Source organism: Haemophilus parainfluenzae, assembly GCF_014931415.1.
GTDB lineage: Bacteria > Pseudomonadota > Gammaproteobacteria > Enterobacterales > Pasteurellaceae > Haemophilus_D > Haemophilus_D parainfluenzae_AF.
The window spans coordinates 1,132,034-1,152,064 of record NZ_CP063121.1 but is presented as its reverse complement, the minus strand read 5'-3'; the positions used below and the strand labels follow the sequence as shown (position 1 = coordinate 1,152,064).

The 20,031-nt window shown below is 36.0% G+C and carries 21 protein-coding genes; 2 read left to right on the top strand and 19 right to left on the bottom strand.

What is annotated here, in order from left to right; genetic code table 11:
* Positions 1-15: 15 nt before the first annotated feature.
* Positions 16-1,590 carry a carbon starvation CstA family protein gene (locus INP93_RS05725; RefSeq protein ID WP_049366204.1) on the bottom strand — a complete coding sequence of 525 codons (1,575 nt, stop codon included), beginning with the start codon at positions 1,588-1,590 and terminating at the stop codon, positions 16-18.
* A 202-nt stretch (positions 1,591-1,792) separates the two neighbouring features.
* Between INP93_RS05725 and INP93_RS05720 the strand changes: the two genes are divergently transcribed.
* Complete coding sequence (locus INP93_RS05720) at positions 1,793-2,026, top strand: zinc ribbon domain-containing protein (RefSeq protein ID WP_049366202.1); 234 nt, start codon at positions 1,793-1,795, stop codon at positions 2,024-2,026.
* 43 nt (positions 2,027-2,069) lie between these two features.
* Here INP93_RS05720 and INP93_RS05715 read toward each other — a convergent pair whose 3' ends face one another.
* The 16 genes from INP93_RS05715 to lpcA all read right to left on the bottom strand — a co-directional run bounded on the left by INP93_RS05715 (position 2,070) and on the right by lpcA (position 17,165).
* Positions 2,070-4,121 carry an AAA family ATPase gene (locus INP93_RS05715; protein ID WP_049366200.1) on the bottom strand — a complete coding sequence of 684 codons (2,052 nt, stop codon included), beginning with the start codon at positions 4,119-4,121 and terminating at the stop codon, positions 2,070-2,072.
* A 93-nt stretch (positions 4,122-4,214) separates the two neighbouring features.
* Positions 4,215-6,089, bottom strand: coding sequence for a DUF262 domain-containing protein (locus tag INP93_RS05710; RefSeq protein WP_049366299.1), 1,875 nt, complete (start codon positions 6,087-6,089; stop codon positions 4,215-4,217).
* Positions 6,076-7,380 (bottom strand): DUF262 domain-containing protein, encoded by a 1,305-nt coding sequence (locus INP93_RS05705; RefSeq protein ID WP_049366198.1) that lies wholly within the window; start codon positions 7,378-7,380, stop codon positions 6,076-6,078. The genes INP93_RS05710 and INP93_RS05705 overlap by 14 nt, the downstream gene beginning before the upstream one ends.
* A gap of 38 nt (positions 7,381-7,418) precedes the next feature.
* Positions 7,419-8,171: a PP2C family protein-serine/threonine phosphatase gene (locus INP93_RS05700; RefSeq protein WP_049366197.1), complete on the bottom strand. Its 753-nt coding sequence runs from the start codon at positions 8,169-8,171 to the stop codon at positions 7,419-7,421.
* A complete protein-coding gene (locus INP93_RS05695) occupies positions 8,171-9,016 on the bottom strand; it encodes an SIR2 family NAD-dependent protein deacylase (RefSeq protein WP_049366194.1) in 846 nt (281 codons plus the stop codon). Before INP93_RS05695 ends, INP93_RS05700 begins: the two co-directional genes overlap by 1 nt.
* Complete coding sequence (locus INP93_RS05690) at positions 9,013-9,213, bottom strand: DNA translocase FtsK (RefSeq protein WP_197544371.1); 201 nt, start codon at positions 9,211-9,213, stop codon at positions 9,013-9,015. Before INP93_RS05690 ends, INP93_RS05695 begins: the two co-directional genes overlap by 4 nt.
* A 379-nt stretch (positions 9,214-9,592) precedes the next feature.
* Positions 9,593-10,309 (bottom strand): hypothetical protein, encoded by a 717-nt coding sequence (locus INP93_RS05685; RefSeq protein WP_197544370.1) that lies wholly within the window; start codon positions 10,307-10,309, stop codon positions 9,593-9,595.
* Between the two features lie 13 nt (positions 10,310-10,322).
* Positions 10,323-10,817: an opioid growth factor receptor-related protein gene (locus tag INP93_RS05680; RefSeq protein WP_197544369.1), complete on the bottom strand. Its 495-nt coding sequence runs from the start codon at positions 10,815-10,817 to the stop codon at positions 10,323-10,325.
* Positions 10,818-10,895: 78 nt separating this feature from the next.
* Positions 10,896-11,606 carry an SIR2 family NAD-dependent protein deacylase gene (locus tag INP93_RS05675; protein WP_197544368.1) on the bottom strand — a complete coding sequence of 237 codons (711 nt, stop codon included), beginning with the start codon at positions 11,604-11,606 and terminating at the stop codon, positions 10,896-10,898.
* Between the two features lie 3 nt (positions 11,607-11,609).
* A complete protein-coding gene (locus INP93_RS05670; protein ID WP_197544367.1) occupies positions 11,610-12,500 on the bottom strand; it encodes a 5' nucleotidase, NT5C type in 891 nt (296 codons plus the stop codon).
* A 58-nt stretch (positions 12,501-12,558) separates the two neighbouring features.
* Positions 12,559-13,515, bottom strand: coding sequence for a helix-turn-helix transcriptional regulator (locus INP93_RS05665; RefSeq protein WP_197545319.1), 957 nt, complete (start codon positions 13,513-13,515; stop codon positions 12,559-12,561).
* A gap of 89 nt (positions 13,516-13,604) precedes the next feature.
* Complete coding sequence (gene artM / locus INP93_RS05660) at positions 13,605-14,288, bottom strand: arginine ABC transporter permease ArtM (RefSeq protein WP_197544366.1); 684 nt, start codon at positions 14,286-14,288, stop codon at positions 13,605-13,607.
* The gene (gene artQ, locus INP93_RS05655) at positions 14,288-14,959 is read right to left on the bottom strand and encodes an arginine ABC transporter permease ArtQ (protein WP_005696554.1); all 672 of its coding nucleotides are present in this window, start codon (positions 14,957-14,959) and stop codon (positions 14,288-14,290) included. Before artQ ends, artM begins: the two co-directional genes overlap by 1 nt.
* Before the next feature lie 3 nt (positions 14,960-14,962).
* On the bottom strand, positions 14,963-15,682 hold the full coding sequence (locus INP93_RS05650; RefSeq protein WP_197544365.1) for an arginine ABC transporter substrate-binding protein: 720 nt from the start codon (positions 15,680-15,682) through the stop codon (positions 14,963-14,965).
* An 11-nt stretch (positions 15,683-15,693) separates the two neighbouring features.
* Entirely contained in the window at positions 15,694-16,431 is a 738-nt protein-coding gene (artP, locus tag INP93_RS05645) for an arginine ABC transporter ATP-binding protein ArtP (RefSeq protein WP_049370083.1), read from the bottom strand.
* A 149-nt stretch (positions 16,432-16,580) separates the two neighbouring features.
* Positions 16,581-17,165 (bottom strand): D-sedoheptulose 7-phosphate isomerase, encoded by a 585-nt coding sequence (gene lpcA, locus INP93_RS05640; protein ID WP_014065007.1) that lies wholly within the window; start codon positions 17,163-17,165, stop codon positions 16,581-16,583.
* Between the two features lie 199 nt (positions 17,166-17,364).
* Between lpcA and INP93_RS05635 the strand changes: the two genes are divergently transcribed.
* On the top strand, positions 17,365-18,174 hold the full coding sequence (locus INP93_RS05635) for a DNA ligase (RefSeq protein WP_197544364.1): 810 nt from the start codon (positions 17,365-17,367) through the stop codon (positions 18,172-18,174).
* Positions 18,175-18,227: 53 nt separating this feature from the next.
* Here INP93_RS05635 and trxA read toward each other — a convergent pair whose 3' ends face one another.
* Together trxA and INP93_RS05625 are read right to left on the bottom strand one after the other, a co-directional pair.
* Positions 18,228-18,551 (bottom strand): thioredoxin, encoded by a 324-nt coding sequence (gene trxA, locus INP93_RS05630; protein WP_005696559.1) that lies wholly within the window; start codon positions 18,549-18,551, stop codon positions 18,228-18,230.
* Between the two features lie 117 nt (positions 18,552-18,668).
* Positions 18,669-19,778, bottom strand: a complete 1,110-nt coding sequence (locus tag INP93_RS05625) for a methionine biosynthesis PLP-dependent protein (RefSeq protein WP_111326697.1) — start codon at positions 19,776-19,778, stop codon at positions 18,669-18,671.
* Between the last annotated feature and the right edge of the window lie 253 nt (positions 19,779-20,031).

Genomic DNA, 20,031 nt, shown 5'->3' with positions numbered 1-20,031 from the left:
TTTAACTCGATTTAATTAGTTATTTACATACGCTTCTTCATCACGATCACCTAATGGTTTAAGCTGTGTGAAGAATAATACCAAGCAAAGAACAGTTAAGCCTAAGCCGATATAAACAGATAATTGATAGTCTAAACCGAAACCGATTTTGTTGTATGCAAGATAAGTAAAACATACAGTACTGATAAATGCCGCAGGGATTGTACATACCCAGTGGAATTTATTATAACGGTATAAGTACGCTGCTGCAGTCCATAACATAACCATCGCAGTAGTTTGGTTCGCCCAAGTGAAGTAACGCCATAAGATAGAGAAATCCACTTTTGATACGATATAACCAACCACGAATAATGGCACAGCAATAATTAAACGTTTAGCTAAGGTTTTTTGTTCTAAATGGAAAAATTCTGCAATAACAAGGCGTGCTGCACGGAATGCTGTATCGCCTGATGTAATTGGAAGAACAACCACACCTAATACTGCAAAAATACCACCAACAAGACCTAAGAAGTGGATTGAAGAATCATAAACCACTTTAGAAGGCGAACCCGCTTTAATCGCAGCTAACAAATCTGGTAAAGAATCATAGAAACTTAAACCAACTGCACACCATACTAATGCAATCACACCTTCACCGATCATCGCACCGTAGAAAATGAAACGCCCTTCTTTTTCGTTTTCAGTACAACGTGCCATTAACGGACTTTGTGTTGCGTGGAAACCAGATAATGCACCACAAGAGATAGTTAAGAACAAGAGTGGCCATAATGGTAAATCTGCACGGGTTTCAAAGTTTTGGAAGAATTTCTCAAAAGACATACCGTCCACAGAACGATAGAAAGAAATTGGATCTGCTGAGCTAAGATCTGCAGTTACTAAACCATATACCATACCTACAGACATAAAGAGTAATAATGCACCGAAGAATGGGTAGATACGACCGATGATTTTATCAACTGGAAGTAATGTCGCAAGAATATAGTAAATGAAGATGATACCAGTCCAAACACTGATAACTGTCGCTTTATCCATACCCCAAACGGTAATACCACCTGCTTCAGCTACTTGATGGATTTCTTCCGCATTGCTAATAGAAATGCTACCTGATGCTGCACCGAACACATCCATTGTAATCGTACCCATTAATTGAGCTGGACTTGCAACGAATACCACACCCACTAATAATAAAAGTACAACAGCTAAGATATTAATAAATGCTTTAACTGGACGACCTAAGTATTTACCTGCGAGGTTCGGCATAGATGCACCGCCATTACGCACACTTAACATTCCGCAGAAATAATCATGTACCGCACCAGCAAAGATACAACCCACTACAATCCAAAGCATTGCAACCGGTCCGTATAACGCACCAAGAATTGGACCAAAGATTGGACCTGTACCTGCAATGTTTAATAATTGAATTAACCAAATCTTAGTTTTAGACATTGGCATATAGTCAACGCCATCATTCATGGTATAAGCTGGCGTTTTACGGTTTGGATTGATCACAAAAATGCGCTCAATTACACGACTATAAAAGAAATAACCTGCAAGCAATAACGCCACGCAGAAGAAAAACCACAACATAAAAAATACTCCTCAGGAATAAATGAATACCGAAATTTAGTCATATACTAGACTTCGTCGGCGGTATTCTAAGTGAAAATCATCAAAATCAAAATTTTAATTTTTACATTGTTTCAATTTTGTGATCCATGTCACGTTTATCATTCCGTTTTTTTCACTTACAATATGTTTATAAATTAAAATAATTAAAAAAGGATCATCAATGGCTCTCACCCGCTGCCCTGAATGTCGTAAAAAAATCAGCGAATCCGCGCAATTTTGTCCAAATTGTGGGTTTTCTTTTAAAGAAGAAGATCTTGAAATTTACAAACAAAAACTCGAACAACGACGCCAACAAAACGCCGAAATTAATCGAAAAAGCACTAAACTTCACCTTATTTGGTTGGGTATTTTTACTATCGTTATCTTATTGGCAAGTTGGCTAACTGGAGAATAAAAAGTGCGGTCAAAAAACAATGAGAATTTTGACCGCACTTAAATTAGAACCCAATCCGTCTACTCGTTGCAGAAAACGCTGGTTTCACTTCACATTCACCTTGTAATGCGCTCAGCCAATCTTGCACCTTTTGAAAAGGAGAAAACTGGTGACGACGAGCCACTGCAGCAAAATCACCAGGTGTCAGCAAATTAAGCGATTCAATCTGACTTAAATCCTCTTCTGATAACAATGGCAACCCTAAAATTTCCGCTTGTTGTTTAGCAAAATCTAAACGTTGTGGCAGCGTTAAATAATCAAACTTCAGTTTCAAATCAAAACGGCGTAAGGCGGCAGGATCAAGCACTTCAATTAAATTTGTTGATACCACCATTAAACCCTTAAAGCGTTCAATTTGTGTCAACATTTCATTCACTTGTGAACGCTCCCAACTTCGGTCTGCTCCTTCTCGAGAAAATAAGAACGTATCCACTTCATCTAGTACTAATAATGCGTTGTCAGCTTTCGCTTGCTCAAAAGCTTGAGCGATATTTTTTTCTGTCTCGCCTACATAACAATTAAGCAAATCTGAGCCGTGTCTTAGCAATAGCGGCATATCCAACTGTTCCGCAAGCCACGCTGCCCAAGCGGTTTTTCCTGTTCCCGGCGGACCATAACAACAAACCCGTCCTTTTTTCGACTGTTTTAACCCTTCACTAATACGATGAATATTGTCGTTACAAGCCACATAATTCAAGTTATAGTCGGCTTTACCTAAAATAAGCGGTTCAATTTTCGGTTTATTTTGCGATTTTAATGTTTGATTAAACATCATGAGCAAAGTCTCAGCAAAATTAGATGTATTGAGTTCCTTTGCCACCCGAATTGTGCGGCTTAAAATCGCCGGCGTTAATGACCGTACTTTGGCAAAATGCTGCACATAGGCTGGACTTAATTTTCCCTCGGTTAACTGCGTAATGAGTGCTGATTTATTTTTCAACGGCAAATCCGGCATTTCTAAAATAAAATCAAAGCGACGTAAAAAAGCAGGATCTATGCCAAAAACAGAATTAGATAGCCAAATCATCGGCACATTGTTATTTTCTAATAATTGATTCATCCAAGCTTTATTCTGCTGTGCTACTGATTGCTCAAAGAAACTAGCACGAAAAACATCTTCTATTTCATCAAAAATCAATAACGAAGATTGCCCTTCTAACACCTTTTGCGCAAAACGACATTTATTCAAACGATCTTCAGCGCTAATCACATCCCCATCTCCATCCATGTAGGTAATATTATTTACCGAAACGCTCAACACTTTCCCCAACAAAGTGGCCAACTCCGTTTTGCCTGTACCAGGCGCACCATAAATTAAAATATTCACACCTTTTCTATGAGTAGCAAATGAAGACTGAAGATAATCCAGCATCATTGCTTTCATCTCTCCTAGATAAGCAAAATCGTCTAAATTTAAACTTGTTTCAATCGCAGGCTGAGTACAAGATTTTAATAGTGTTTGTTCATCTAATGGTTCTGAAATAAACTCATCAAAATCTAACATTTTGCCCCAATCCAAATAATCATGGAGACTATCCGGATTATAGTTTCGTTCAAGCAAGCCATAGCCTAATAGCTTTCCCTTATCATTTAAGGCAGAAATAATGTCCGATTTTGGCAAACCAAATAAATTTGATAATACCTCACTTACCCCTACAAAATTAGATTTTGGTAATACCTCGCTCAATTTTTTTAATGGCTCATCTAAGCGTAGCTGAACCGATAAACGGAAAAGCGTCTGCTCAGCAGCATTCAATGATAATAACTGGGTAAGCGTATCAATATTTTGTTCAATAATTGGATTCTCGTTTACGCAAAGAGCGGTCAATTTTGGCAACGTTTTATTTCGTGCTTGTAATAATTTTTTTACTTTCGCACGAAAATCATCACAACGCTCCATTTCACTCGGTAAACCTAAAGCCGCTGCAATATTGTCATAGTGCCAAACTTCTTCATGAAAAACCTCTGCAAATCCTCGATATTCCAATAAAAGTTGCAACATTAATTTTTCGGTATAAGGGGAAACTGATGGGGGGTTAAGTTTGAATTTAGACATAATCATCACTCCAATCAAAAATGCTCAAACCTAATAGGTTTGAGCATAGTTTAAGAAGTAGAGCGACAGATTGTGTCGTTAGGAATTAAATATTCAAGAAACTGGAGTATTTAACAATATAAGCATCTCTTTTCCATGCTCTAATATTTCCTCTGCTTTCCATTTATTAAACTCTTTTGTTTTTTCCATCATTAAAGCCTGTTTAAGGCTATCATAATCACCATTAGGGTAATATGTTAACTTTGCTTCTGGAGGTAAATTACTCAAACGAGAATTTTTACTTTGAGATAACAAATATAAGTTACCAAAATTATCTAGGATCGCTTGCTCCAACTTCTCTAATCCATGCTCTTCAGATGGATGTTGAGGATAATGATGTTCCACTGAACTTCTAAACGTAAATCGAAACTTAGGATACTTATCTTTGTACTTCTGCCATAACTGATAATCTAATCGATTAAACACAAAGTTAGGAACTAAAACGCCATCATTCCATTCTTTATTAGATAAAAAATCAATTTCTTTTCCTAAGATGATATCGGTAATATCTTCTCCTTGGCAGTTATTACCAAAATAGAATTTATCACAAAGTTTTTCTAAAAATTTAATATAATCACTTTGTTTAATATCATCTCTATTATCAAATAACCAACGTAACACAGCGTATAACCAGTTTTTGTAAATGCGAGAAGGGTTAGAAACATGGAACATTGAAAGTAACATAATTGCGTTTTTTGTTTGTTCATTGGTATCTGTATCATTTGATTCAGATTTATCACTACCAAAAGTATTTTTATAGTAATAGTTGCTTGAATTGCCTTTTACAATGTTCCATAAAGACCAATGTTCATCCTCTGCACGCAATGTGCTTGACTTAATTACATATTTATCAAATAAATACCGACAAGATAATAATGTATCAATAAACTTAACAACTTCTGTTTCTTTAGACCAATCTTTACCAAAGGCATTTAATAATTCTTTTTCGTCTAAAGAAATATCTCTAAATTCTCTAGTACTATGATATTTTTCTAAATATATTCTGAATACATGCATCAAGAAGTTAGAAAAATCAATAACTGAATTAAAACTACCTTCAGTAAATTCGTTATTTTGTAGTGTTTGTTCTACTTTGGGCTCCCTCCCTTCTATTAGAGCAAGAATTGATGATTTGCTACTTGTACTATCTGTGTTTTGTTGAGTATTTCCTGCGTTATTTCCATAATATTTTATAATATCATCAAATACTTTCGGCTTATCCTGCCAATCTGCACCAAAAATAATCTTTCTAAGATTCGATTCTATCCCCATTACTGCATATCGGCTCATATCAGAACAAGCATCCCAAATTTGGGCAAAAACCGAACGTTGAATCCTTTCGGGTAGATTATTCATTAAGCATGCTTTAAGAATTTCATGCTTCTCAAGTTGCTCTCCACGCGTATTCATAATCTCAAAATAATGATTAAGATCTGTATCCTTAGGAACTTCTGTTCTAATAATTTCAACTTTTTTGAGCAAGAAATCGACTAAGTCTTCTGGGGCCGCAGCTTCTGCAGCTATAGCCCAATGTTTTTCAATTGAATCTAAAGCTTTTTTAAATATACTAGGAATATGATTTTTTAATTCAAGATGCTCTAATGCCCAATCAGAATCCTTTCTATGCTCAAAATAAACATTTCTAGTAAAAGTATTTTTAGATAAATGATACATTATTAACGTTAGTGTTGTTAATCGTTGCTGACCATCTATAACTTCAAAATCTCCATTCTCTCTTTTATAGACTACTAAACTACCAATGTAGTAATTGTCTTTTGCTTTTTGACAAGCATTTCCAAGATCTTGAATAAGAAGACTAATCTCCTTATCTCCCCATGCGTAATTTCGCTGATAAATAGGAATAATGTATTTATCGTAACTTAATAACTCATTTATCTTAAAAGGTTTTACATAATTATTTTTCAGCATAATCTTTAACACTCCAAATTTCTTTTATTTTTTTATCTATATTGTCAAATTTAATTTCACCTAATTTTGGAATAAATCGCATAACTTGTGCAGGAGTAATCGACTTTTCAATATGAGTGAGCAATCCATCCTTGGATAGAGCGGCATCTTCTATTGTTTTAAAGCTAATACGCTGAGACTCAAAGCGCAAACGATAAACCCAAAGAAATGCCTTTGTCATAAACTCCGAAAAATTATTATCTCCAAACTTATCAAAATAGAATAACAGCATGCACTCAAATAAATTTCTAAGATATTTATCACCCACTCGATAACTATGTGCATAAGTATTTAAAAATTTAACTACATTACCTTCCAAACTTATACCATTTATTTTATTCAATGAGCTTAATAAACCTGTACCCTCTCTAAATAACCGCTCATAAATCACCGCATAATGTTGAATGTAATCAAAAAAATACTCTCCATTAACTAATGTTTGATTTGATTGAAATAGTGATATTGAACGATATAAAAAAGGGTTATTAGCAGACATTTTCTGTATCGCCCCAGCAGCCAAAATACCATTTAAATAAGGATATTCAATATTTTCGCTAACACCTTTAAATGTTTCCAATTCATCAGCTGTGAATACTTCTGCATGTTCTTGGAAATGCCAACGACGCAATCTAAATAAAATAGAATTAATAATTTTATCTAAATTATTTATATCATCTGACATCGCAGATTTCTCCCAGCGCTCAACACATTGATGAATAATTTGATCAGTCTTTCCTCTCATCTCTCTTAAATGGTAGGCTTTTAAGAGATCATATGATTCAAGAGGTTTTCCTCTTGCATTTTGTGAATCAAAAAATTGGAATGCTTCATCTAAATCATCAAGCTCAATACGAACCATTTCACATATTTTTAGAATATATTCTTGAAATCCTTCAGGGAAATTGTAGCTATTAATAAATCTATAATTTTCAAAAATATTAGATTTGCTAATACTATGATTAAATTCCTCATTTAAAAATAAGATGTCTTTCTTCCCCAATTTGTAAAGCAGTAGTGATAGCGTAGTAAGTCTCTGTTGCCCATCAACTATTTCAGACTTACCATCATTTTTATATAAAACAATTGTGCCTATTCGGTAAACTTTGTTATCACGGAAGTGAGTAAGTAGATCATCAATAAGTTGCTGAACATTTTTCACTGTCCATTTGTATGGTCTTTGATAATCAGGAATACTCAATTTTAATTTGAATACATCATCAATCTTAAGTATTTTTGCTTTTTCTTCACTCATAATAATTTTGGTTCCTTAGAATATTTTTATAATATAAATCAAAACGCACAGATTATAACTGATAAATCATCATAAAATCTTTGTTTTTCAATTAACTTACGGTAAACAGTCAATCTAGATTTATCATTATCATATTGTTTCCAAACTTTTTCTCTCACGTCAGCAGAAAGTCCATCTGTTAATCCATCAGAACAAAGTAATAAACTTTCCCCTTGTTGAATTTCAATTTCTTGATAAAAAATTTTATCTTGAAATTCGGAATAATCCGCGACTAAACAAGAAGAAACACCGCCATAAATCGTGGCAAAGTCTTCTTCTTTTTTATCGGGAAAATCCTCCAATAATTCAGACAGAATAGAATGATCTTGCGTGATTTGTTGCCATTTTCCTTGGGGATCAATTAAATAAGCACGGCTATCGCCTACGCTGAGGATTTTTGCTTTATGAGTTGCTTGATCAATCTCAGCCGCCACAAAAGTGGTTGCTGAGCCAAAATAATCCTCGGCTAATTCTGCTGATAAACTGGATTGTAAATCGTAGATCGTTTGACGACTTATGCTTTCCGTTTGGCTTAATAATTGCATTGCCAATTTACTCGCTTTTTCAGGTCGGTTGCTATTGGAAATACCATCTGCCACGCCCACAATAAAGTGCGGTCGGTTTTCAAGGCGTTTTTCAGCCGTTTTGAGTTTATATTGAAACACCGCCTCTCCATTAAAAAGGGCATCTTGGTTGTGTCGCTTGTTGCTGCCAATTTGTTGGCAGAAGGTAATTTCGCAAAAATTTTCCATTATTCAACCGCTTGTTGAGAAGGATTTAGAAGGCTATCAATCGCTTTTAGGGCATCTAACGCTTTCATTTCGAGACTTAAAAAGTGCATTTTCGGCACGCCTGCATCTTGTGGGTTAATACGGATAAATCCGCCCTTTTTTGCTTTTGCTGTACGTTCAGAAAATCGACGCACAGTTGGAATGGCTTTCCCCGCTCCCAGTTCGATGACGACGAGATTTTGCACTTCTTTTAACCATAAATCGAGCTTATTTCGTTTTAAATTTTGATAATTACTGCTGTAAAAATAATCATCAAACATAAGCACATTTTGTCTTGCTAAACGTTGACAATAAGGGCAACGAGGTGGCTCACTCAATAAGCGCAACTTTTCGTTATCCACCACAGGTTGAAATTCTTTTGCTGACCAGCTTAAATCACGGCAATTATGAACGCACTGTAAACGCTCTAATGTGCCATGTACTTCATAAATGCGCCCTTCTTCAAACCCTGCTTTCTGAAAATGCCCATCCACATTACTTGTAAAAACAAAATAACCATACGGTTTGCTTTCTGCCCAACGTTTTAAAATTTGGTAGCCCTCATGCGGGATTGTTGCTCGATATTGCGATAAACGATGCCCATAAAACCAATAAGCTAACTCTTGATGGGTTTCATAAGCCAATGGCGTCGCAATATCTTCAAAATTGATATTGCGGCCTTTAAACATTGGGTAGGCATTCCAAAACCCGCCGACACTTCTAAAATCCGGCAAACCTGAATCCACACTCATTCCTGCCCCAGCAGTAATTAAAATGCCGTCAGCCTTGCGAATAAGTTCTACTGCATAATTTAAATCATTTTTCATAATACTTTTCTCTGTCCATTTTTCATTGGTGAAATAACGCCTGCTTCTTCTAGTTGTTCTAAAATTCGCCCAGCTCGATTAAAGCCCAAACTAAATTTGCGTTGAATCATCGAGCAAGAGGCAAATTTTTGTTGTTGTACAAATTTTTTTACATCCTCAAAAATCGGATCTCGTTTAAAAGTCACTTTCATTGCCATAAGTTTTCTCCTGTGTTGTTTCTATAAAAGGGCTTAAGCGTGTTGTAAGAGGTAAAAAACTCTCTTTTATAGAAAAATTATAGGGAGGAGAGCGACAATGCGTGTCGTTAGTGAATATTACAAGCGGTTATTTTTAGAAAATCTTCACAAATCTAGAATAGATTTGATAATAAAGAGCTTAAAAGAATCAATTATCCGGAAATTCCGGATAGTTTAATGAAAGGATGAAAAGACAGGGTTAAACATTATAATGTAGATGACACTTTTTAGAGATTAGTAGTTTATCTAAGGATCTCATTATGTATATGCTAAAGCAAGAGAAAGATAAATAGCAACCGAAGTCGCTATTTATCTATCAACGTTAAACTTAACAAAAAAATTATTTACATAATTCTTTTACTGACTCTACTAATGCTTCCATTTTGTCGTAAGAATTAATGCCACTTGGGCCACCAAAAAATGGGCAAACACAAATTAAAGTATCATTGTACTTGCGATAGAAGATATTAAATTCTTTCAACGCTTTAGTTTCATATACGGCTTCTCCAGTAAAAAACTTAAAAAAGTTATCTTTTTCAGTGACTCCCGTACAAATAATAACTTTAGGATGACATTCATCTATAAGTTGACGATAAAAAGCACCGCGATTTTCAACGCACCACTCTCTATATTCGTTGAATGTTTCAAATCCTGTCATCTTAATGAATTGATCATTCCATTTAATTGATGATCTATTTTTAAAATTGATTGGTAGCATATTTAATTTGAAACCAATACCTTGTGGGTAAAGCACATCGTATTTTTTAACAAAATGCTCCGCACTTTCTCCATTTTTCCAATCCAAATTGTAGTAGTACCACAAAAACCAACATATTTTTCTATTATATTGAGTAGTCCAACTACCATCAAAATCATCCTCTACCCAAGAATGCGGTATTAATTTAGGGCTTAAACTAAATTTCTCATAAAAATCATCTGGCGAGCTTTCATCACCAATCCCCCATTCTAATCCACAAAACCATACTTCTGATTTAGGATTTCCACCATCGCCTCCTGCGAAAGATACCGCTATTTTTCTAAATTCATCTGTTACCATTATTCTATCCTCATTATTTAAGTAGATTCGTCCAAATCCCTATGGTTTCTTCTTGAATTACACCTTTTTCTTGGCCTAATTTTATTGCCAGTTGCTGTAAACTTTTAGCCAACTCAGGATGACCACAATAATTTAAACTACGAATGATGCGAGAAATCTTCTTACTTTCATGCCCGATATTACGTAGCCAAACTTTACGTTCACTCAATTCAGGTTTTGGTAATATTTTATTATCTTCACGATATAAACAGAAGTAATCCAGAATAAAATCAATAGAATGTAAAAATTTCTTTTGAATAGCTTCATTTTCAATAAAAAATATTCGATCTTTCTCATTAAAAACTGGCACTGAACGATTCCATTTGGAACTTTCAGTAACGGGTAAAAGCCAAGGAATATATAAATAAGCATCACCAACCATTCTTTTTGGCATTGCCCACATATCTTGCAAAGATAAATTATGTTGGCTTTTTCTTTGTTCTAAATAAAATTCAATTACTGGATGCATACGTTTCTCGTTAATTCATCAGTCATACAGTATAGCGATATAAAACTCGCTATTTATGTGAAAAGTGCGGTCAGTTTTCTATGATTTTTTAATTTTCCCTAATAACTCAGCTACCACTTTCGGAACGCCCTCACCCGCTTTTTCTTTGATTGCAATCACTTTCTTACGGACAAATCCTGTATTTGGATTAGGATCGATCAAATAGATAAGTGAACCATATGGAGCGAGATTTACCAATCCATTAGCTGGATAAACTTGTAATGAAGTACCAATAACAATCACAATATCTGCCTTTTTCACTAACTTTTCTGCTTTAGGAAACATGGATACATTTTCCCCAAAAAAGACTATATGTGGACGCATTGGATGACCGTGATTATCCTTATCCTCTAACAGTTGATCACCCAAACATGGAACAATGTAATCGGTATTAAAACTGCTGCGAGCTTTATTCAATTCACCATGTAAATGGAGTACGTTAGTACTTCCTGCTCGCTCATGTAAATCATCCACGTTTTGAGTGATTATATGAACTTCATAAAACGCTTCCAATTCAACCAAAGCCAAATGTGCTGCATTAGGTTCTGCCGCTTGAGCATTACGACGTCGTTCATTATAAAACTCTAATACTTTTGCTCGGTTTTTCTTTAAGGCTTCGGGCGTGCAAACTTCTTCTACTTTATGCCCTGCCCACAAGCCATCTTCCGCTCTAAAAGTAGGAATACCACTTTCGGCACTAATGCCAGCACCGGTTAATACTACGCAAATTGGTTTATTTTTTGCTGTCATTTTTCAGGCTCCTTTTTCTTCTAAAATTTCATCAATCTGTCTATCTCTCGCCATCATGCCAAATATATTCCCTGCTTTATAAAGGGGTTGATAACTATAGCTTTCAATATGCAAGAATGGATTATCTGAAAGGCGTTGGAAATATTGTTTTAGCTGTGATTTTGATCGTAATAACACGTCATATTCGGCTTGAATATGAGCACTCATTGCTTCAATACGCATTTTAAATTCATCACTGAGATAAGGGCTGATAATTAAATAGACCGTTTTCTGTTCGGTTGCTGTTTCATCTGCATAAACACATGCCAAATTAAACACTTGCCATTTATAGCGATCTGCAAAAGCACCAATGATTCGACTTTGCTCCTCATTTTCAACTTGCACGAGGGCGGCTGGCTTTTTCAAGCAATCTTGCAAAATATCACTTGGCGTAAAAGGGCCACAGTCCAAATAAGATAGTACGCAGTTCCAGTTAGCAAATTGTTCAGTACCAAAATGCAAATGTTTACCTTCAAATTTATTCGCCCCATTTTTAGTGCGATCATCAATTAAATAATCGCCTTGGTTTAAGTTTTTATGGTGAGATAAAATTAACCGCTTGTATAATGCTGAGCCTTTTTCTTCGCCGAAATAATGCTGGATCCATTTTACTTTATCGCTCCAAGCGGATGGATTATGCCAAGGAGCGGTAGAAAGTGCGTAAATATGATATTTCTTCATCAATTTATGAACAGCAGAAATCGCGTTTGGCATGGGGTCCATTAAACTGAAAATACCTTCAACTTCATCATATCGCCCCTCATACTCTAGTTTGGTTTTCTCATCTAATTTTGCAATACCAGACGGAAAATCGACCATCACATTGTCCATATCAATATAAACAATTTTCTTCATTTTAATGCCCTCTCTGTTGATGGCTTAATGATAAAAGATGGAGCGACAATTTATGTCGTTAGGCATTGTCGTCTAAATAAGTTCGGTCAATTTCTTGGTAATCTTCCCCAAAATGCGCTATCCACCATTCCAGCATAGCGCTCTCAATTACGGTCGCGGAAATTTCATAGTCGCAACCACAATCTTTTACAGTTTGATCAGTTGATAATGGTGTTTCTGTCAAAAAACCACCTGTTTTTTTATCAATACGGAAAGTTAGGCGAATTTTCTTACCCGAACTGAAACCAAAGTTTTGGCTTTCAATATGCGTTTTTAGACTAAATTTCGGGCGTTCAAATTGCATCGTACTGACATTAACTGAAATAAATCGATGTAATGCAAGATGTCTAATCGCTCCACTCTCATATTGAACCACCAAATAAGTACTTGGACCTTGCTGCACTAATGCAAGGGGTTTAACTTGAGCATCACGTATATTTCCATCATTCTTACGATAGCTCATGTTAATGTATTTATTATGATAAAGAGCAATACTTACTTTATTGAATACTTCAGGATCAATCTTTGCAGGTAATAATGGCTGGCTAGTTGGAGCAATCCCCGCTTTATTCAACCATTCAGAGGCTTCCTTTTTCTGATTTTTACCATAAGCTAAATTATATTCTGCCTGTTTAAAAAAACCGTCCATCGACTGCATAATATTGGTTGGCAAAATACCGGTTAAATATTGTTTTGCCAACATCAACACTAACGATTGCTGTTCGTTTAAAATTGGCATATCTAAGCCTTTTGCATCAGGCTTCCAACGATAGCTATAGGGCTTATCATTGGTATTGCAATCAATTTCAAACTGTTCACATAACGTATTCAGTGCACGCTGAATACTGCGTAAATCACGCTCAATGCCTAATGCAAGCAATTTCTCTCGCAGTTCTAATGAGCTGATGGAATAGTTTTTCGGAATTAAACGTAATAGTTCGAGGTGGAATTTTAGGGAAGATGATTCGGACATAATTGCCTCATAAATAGGAATATTTTCTTTAATCATATAAAAAATCGGGCAATTTTTAAACTGCCCGATTTGTTTCTATTTTTGACCGCACTTTATGCTTTTGCGGTATCAATACGTTCAAATGCTAACACTTTATTTTCTAACTGACGGAGTAATAAAGTGGCAACGCCGGTAATGATGAGGTAAATACCGCCTGCGATGCCGTAGATAGTGAGTGCGTCATATTCTGTGCCATAAAGTTGGCGTGCATATCCCATGATATCCATGATCGTGATGGTAGAAGCTAATGCTGTACCTTTAAATACCAAGATAATTTCATTGGTATAAGAAGGAAGTGCACGTTTTAATGCATAAGGAATTAGGATTTTTAACGTCTGCATACGACTTAAACCTAATGCTGCACAGCTTTCCCATTGGCCTTTAGAGATCGCTTTTACTGCCCCGTGGAATAATTGGGTTGAATAAGCGGCACTATTCAATGCTAAAGCTAATGCTGCACAGAACCATGCGTTGGAGAACAATCCCCATAATGGACTGTCCACCAACCATTGGAATTGGCCAGGGCCTGCATAAATTAAGAAAAATTGCACTAAAAGTGGGGTACCTGTAAATAAAACAAGGAATAAATTGACCGCACTTTTCACTAATTTATTGCCAATAGAAAGCAAGAAGGTTAAGCCCAATGCGAGGAAAAAGGCAATAAACAATGCAACAACTGTAAGCAACAGGCTAGTCGGAATACCTTGAGCAATAACAGCTAAATACTCTTGAAACATTATTCGACTCCCCGTTCAAATCGAGTGAAACGTAATTCTAATTTGCGAATACCTGCTTGGCTGATCAACGTAATCACTAAATAAATTAACGCAGCAATGCCATACCAAGTGAATGGCTCATGAGTGTTCGTATTGATGTATCCAGCCTGACGCATTAAATCATCGACACCAATTAACGACACCAACGCCGTATCTTTTAATAATACTAACCATTGATTGCTTAAGCCCGGTAAAGCGTGTCGCCATACTTGTGGCATAATCAAATGAATGAAGGTATAAGGACGGCTTAATCCTAACGCAGCACCTGATTCCCACTGCCCTTTTGGAATAGCTTGGATCGCACCACGTAAGGTTTGTGAAGCATAAGAGGCAAAAATCAAAGACAATGCAAAGACACCACAACCAAAGGCGCTGAATTCAATATACTCACCCGTCAGCATTTCTACTACTTGGGTTGAACCAAAATAAATCAGTAGAACCACTAAAATTTCCGGTAAACCACGCAATAAAGCGATCACAACAGAAGCTGGTTTCGCAATAAAGACATATTTATTCGCTTCTAAAGCCGTAAAAATAATACTGAGCAATAAACCGACAATTAACGAGCAAATAGCAAGCCCTAAGGTCATTAGGGCTGCATGTCCAATTAATGTAAGATAATCATAAAACATAGATTATTTTGTCATCCATTTGTCATAGATTTTTTGATATTCACCATTTGCTTTCACGGTTTCTAAACCTTTATTTAAGCTTTCTAGCAATTCTTTGCTTGATTTATTCACCGCGATACCTAAACCATTACCGAAATATTTTTTGTTAGTCACTTTCTCGCCAACAAATTGAATTTCAGGCTCTTTAGAAATCATATCAGACAATACGGCTGTATCACCGAAGATAATATCAATACGACCATTTTTTAAGTCTAAGATCGCATCTTGTAAGCTTGCGTAAGATTTTGCATTATATTGCTTGGTTTCTGCTGCGGTATATTGTTGGAATGTTGTTCCGTTTTGAACACCAATTGTTTTTGCTGAAGTTAAATCTGCTTTGCCTTTTAAAGCGACATAACTGGCTGTGCTGTCATAATACGCATTAGAAAATGAAACTTGTTTTGCACGCGCTTCAGTAATATCCATTGCAGAAATTGCTGCATCAAAACGTTTTGCTTTCAAGCTTGGAATTAATGCATCAAAAGATTGGCTTTTGAAATGACAAGTCGCTTGGATTTCTTTACAAATTGCATTCGCTACATCCACATCAAAACCGATAATTTCACCTTTTTCATTTGTTGTTTCAAATGGCGGGTAGCTAGGCTCCATAGCGAAAGTGATTTCTTGTGCATTTGCAGCAAAAGCTGAGCCCATTAACATTGCGCTTAAAAGTAATTTTTTCATGTTGTGTTTCCTTATTCTGAGTGTGAAAGATATTGTTTAAATTGTTCGGTTTTTGGATTATCGAAGCAATCTGCACTGCCCATTTCAATAATCTTACCTTGTTCCATATAGACGACCTTAGTCGCCACTTTTTGTGCCACGTTCACTTCGTGGGTCACAATCACCTGAGTAATACCTGTTTGTTGAAGTTCTTTAATGATATCAACAACTTGAGCTGTAATTTCAGGATCCAGTGCTGCCGTTGGTTCATCAAACAGCAACACTTGTGGTTTCATCATTAATGCTCGAGCAATAGCAACACGTTGTTGCTGACCGCCTGATAAGTGAAGAGGAAAACGATCGGCATGCTCTTCCAAACGTAAACGTTTTAAAAGTTCTAATGCATCTTTTTTCGCTTCTTCTTCGCTAATACCTAATACTTTTTGGGGCGCTTCAATCAAGTTTTCAATCACCGTCAAATGCGGCCAAAGATTGTACTGTTGAAATACCATGCCCACATCTTGACGAAGTTGACGAATGGCTTTCGGATTATTATTCGCTTGAGACAAATCAAAATGATTATTCGCAATATGCAATTCGCCAGAGGTCGGCACTTCTAATAAATTTAGTGTACGAATTAACGTACTTTTTCCTGCGCCACTTGGTCCAAGTAACACCACGGTATCGCCTTCTTGTGCATCAAGATTGATATCAAACAATGCCTGTGATGAACCATAAAAGAAATTCAAATTTTTAACACTAATCGCCATACTAAGTTTACTGCTATCCTCTCTTTATTCTTAAGAATGAATAAATATTACTTTTTAATGATTAATTATGCAAGTGTTTTTGTAAAAAAATCCCAAAAAACTTTTTGGGATCTTTAAATCATTGAATTTTAAACCGCACTTATCGTGAATTAGGCCTCTTTCGCCATCTCAAATTCAACTAACATCATCAAAATATGAATCACTTTGATGTGGATTTCTTGAATACGATCTGCATAACCGAAGTGTGGCACACGAATTTCAACATCCGCTAAGCCTGCCATTTTACCGCCATCTTTACCAGTCATCGCAATCACTTTCATGCCTTTTGCTTTCGCGGCTTCGATCGCATTTAAGATATTTTTAGAATTCCCAGAGGTCGATAATCCAAATAAAACATCGCCTTCTTTACCCACTGCTTCAACAAAGCGAGAGAATACATATTCATAACCAAAGTCATTACTTACACAGCTTAAATGACTTACATCTGAAATTGCAATCGCAGGATAACCTGGGCGGTTTTCACGATAACGACCGGTTAGTTCTTCTGCAAAGTGCATAGCATCACAGTGAGAACCACCATTACCACAAGATAATACTTTACCGCCATTTTTAAAGCTTTCTGCTAATAATTTAGCCGCTTTTTCAATGAGTTTGATGTTGTTATCATCTGAAACAAACTTATTTAATACATCTTGAGCTTCCACAAGCTCAGCTTTAATTTGATCAAAATACATTTTATTCTCCTTAAAAATTAAATTCGAAATAGCGTTGGCATTGTATAGTGTTCATTTCAAATAATCTAGCGCTCTTTCTTATCTCTCTATTTTCCAGCTTACTTCTCATTATTTTGCGATACTGATCACAGATTCAACTAAAAACGCTGTAAAAAATGACCGCACTTTTTAAACTCAATAAATTTAAAAAGGAGAGATTATGCGAGTAGTTTATTTATTACTTTACCTTCTATTCAACCAAATAACTTGGGCGAACGAGCGTGATTTAATGCTATTAGGCACTTATGAAAACCAAGATATTCAAGGTTGGGTAATGTCTGAAAAATTGGATGGGATACGAGGTTATTGGGATGGCAAAACATTATTAAGTCGTCAAGGGCTGCCCTTGCCCGCACCGACCTATTTTACCGCGCAATTTCCGCCTTTTGCCATCGATGGTGAGCTTTTTAGTGAACGTAATCAATTTGAAGAAATTGCTTCTATCACGAAATCCTTTAAAGGTGATAATTGGGCAAAATTAACACTTTATGTTTTTGATGTGCCTAATGCATCAGGCAACCTTTTTGAACGGCTCAAAACCTTAGAAGATTATTTGAAAGATCACCCTACGCCTTATATCAAGATTATTCCGCAAATTCCGATACGAGATAAAACACATTTATTCGAGTATTTGCATGAAATTGAAGGGAAAAAAGGTGAAGGGATTGTATTACGTAATCCTCATGCGCCTTACGAAAGAAAACGCAGTACACAAATTTTAAAGTTAAAAAGCACTTATGATGAAGAATGTACCGTGATAGCACATCACAAAGGGAAAGGACAATTTGAGAATATACTCGGATCGCTCACCTGTGAAAATCATCATGGAAAATTCAAAATCGGTTCAGGATTTAATCTGAGTGAGCGCGAAAATCCACCGCCTATTGGTAGCACGATTACTTACAAATATCGTGGATTAACTAATTCTGGAAAACCTCGTTTTGCCACTTATTGGCGAGAGAAAAAATAAGAGCGGTCAAAAACATCGGTATTTTTGACCGCTCCTTAGATTTAATAACTCAATTATAGGTGTTGATTAATAAACGCCGCTAATTGATTTTTTGGTAATGCACCCACTTGTGTTGCAACAAGTTGGCCATTTTTGAAAAGTAGTAAAGTTGGGATACTACGTACACCAAATTGACCTGCAACTAACTGGTTGTCATCTACGTTGATTTTAACGATTTTTGCTTTACCTGCGAATTCAGGTGCGATTTCATCTAAAATTGGTGCAATCATTTTGCAAGGGCCACACCAAGGTGCCCAGAAATCTACTAATACAGGGATATCAGATTGCACAACGGTTGTTTCAAAATCTGCATCATTAATATGTAATACTTCGCTCATTTTTGTTTCCTTATTTAATAAGGTGCTGATGAATCAACACCTAACGTTAATTAATGTTGTGCATAATAACACAAGGTATATTGGATTGCACAGATTAGTCCGATTGATAAAAACTAATTACTTAAGCTGTGCAAATGCCTGTAATAAATCGGCTTTGATGTCTTCTACATCTTCTAAGCCAACAGAAAAACGCAATAATGTGTTTGTAATACCACGAGCAACACGCTCCGCTTCTGGAATATCCATATGGGTTTGAGTTGCTGGATAGGTAATAAAACTTTCTGTTCCGCCTAAGCTTTCGGCAAAGGTAATCAACTTGATCGATTTTAAGAACGTATTTACCCAATTTTCATCTTTCAAACGGAAAGATAGCATTCCGCCTTTGTTTGGATATAACACGCTATCAATTTGTGGTTGTTCGCGTAAAAATTCCGCAATCGCCTTCGCATTATCTTGATGGCGTTTCATACGTAATGAAAGGGTTTTCATTCCACGCACGGTTAACCAAGAATCAAACGGCGAAAGTACTGCACCTGCACCATTTTGAATATAAGCGATACGATCACAAAGCTCTTGTCCTTTTGCAATAATCAAGCCAACTAAACTATCATTGTGACCTGCAATATATTTTGTGCCACTGTGGATTACAATATCCGCGCCTAAATCTAATGGACGAGATAGCACAGGAGTTAAGAAAGTATTGTCTACAATCATTAACAAGTTGTGTTTTTTCGCTAATTTTGAAATTTCTACCACATCACATTCTTCCATTAATGGATTAGATGGAGTTTCAATAAAAATCGCTTTTGTATTTGCTGTAATCGCAGCTTCAATTTCAGCTAAAGAAGCAGTATTCACATAAACAGGTTTTACACTGTTGTTATTTTTATAGGCAAAATCCAATAAACGGTAAGTCCCACCGTATACATCACTTGACACAATCCATTCATCAGGGCCTTTAAATAGGTTCATCAGCACTTGAATTGCCGCCATGCCGGAGGAAAAGGCAAAACCACGATCACCATTTTCTAATTTTGCTACGGTATCTTCCAAAACACTACGCGTTGGGTTTTTCGTACGCGTATAATCAAACCCGGTACTTTCACCAATCCCATGGTGACCATAAGCTGTTGAAAGATAAATTGGCGTAGAAACTGCACCAGTGCGCTCATCACTGCGATTTCCCGCTTGAGCTAATAATGTATCGATAGAATATTGTTGTGTCATAATTTACCTCTAAAACATGCAAAAATTTGACCGCGCTTTTCTTGATTTAATGGCGAACAAAACGCTCCAATTTTGTCACAAACCCAATCACGATAAAAGTAGAAATTGAAAACTAAGCTAAAATTATATTCTTGTGTCAAATTTTGCTGTAATTTCAACCGAAACGAAGATTTTTTCAACATTTGAATTTTTTTTTTCATATCTTCGATTGACAGAATTTAAAATTTCCGTAAAATTCACCGCACTAACAGCG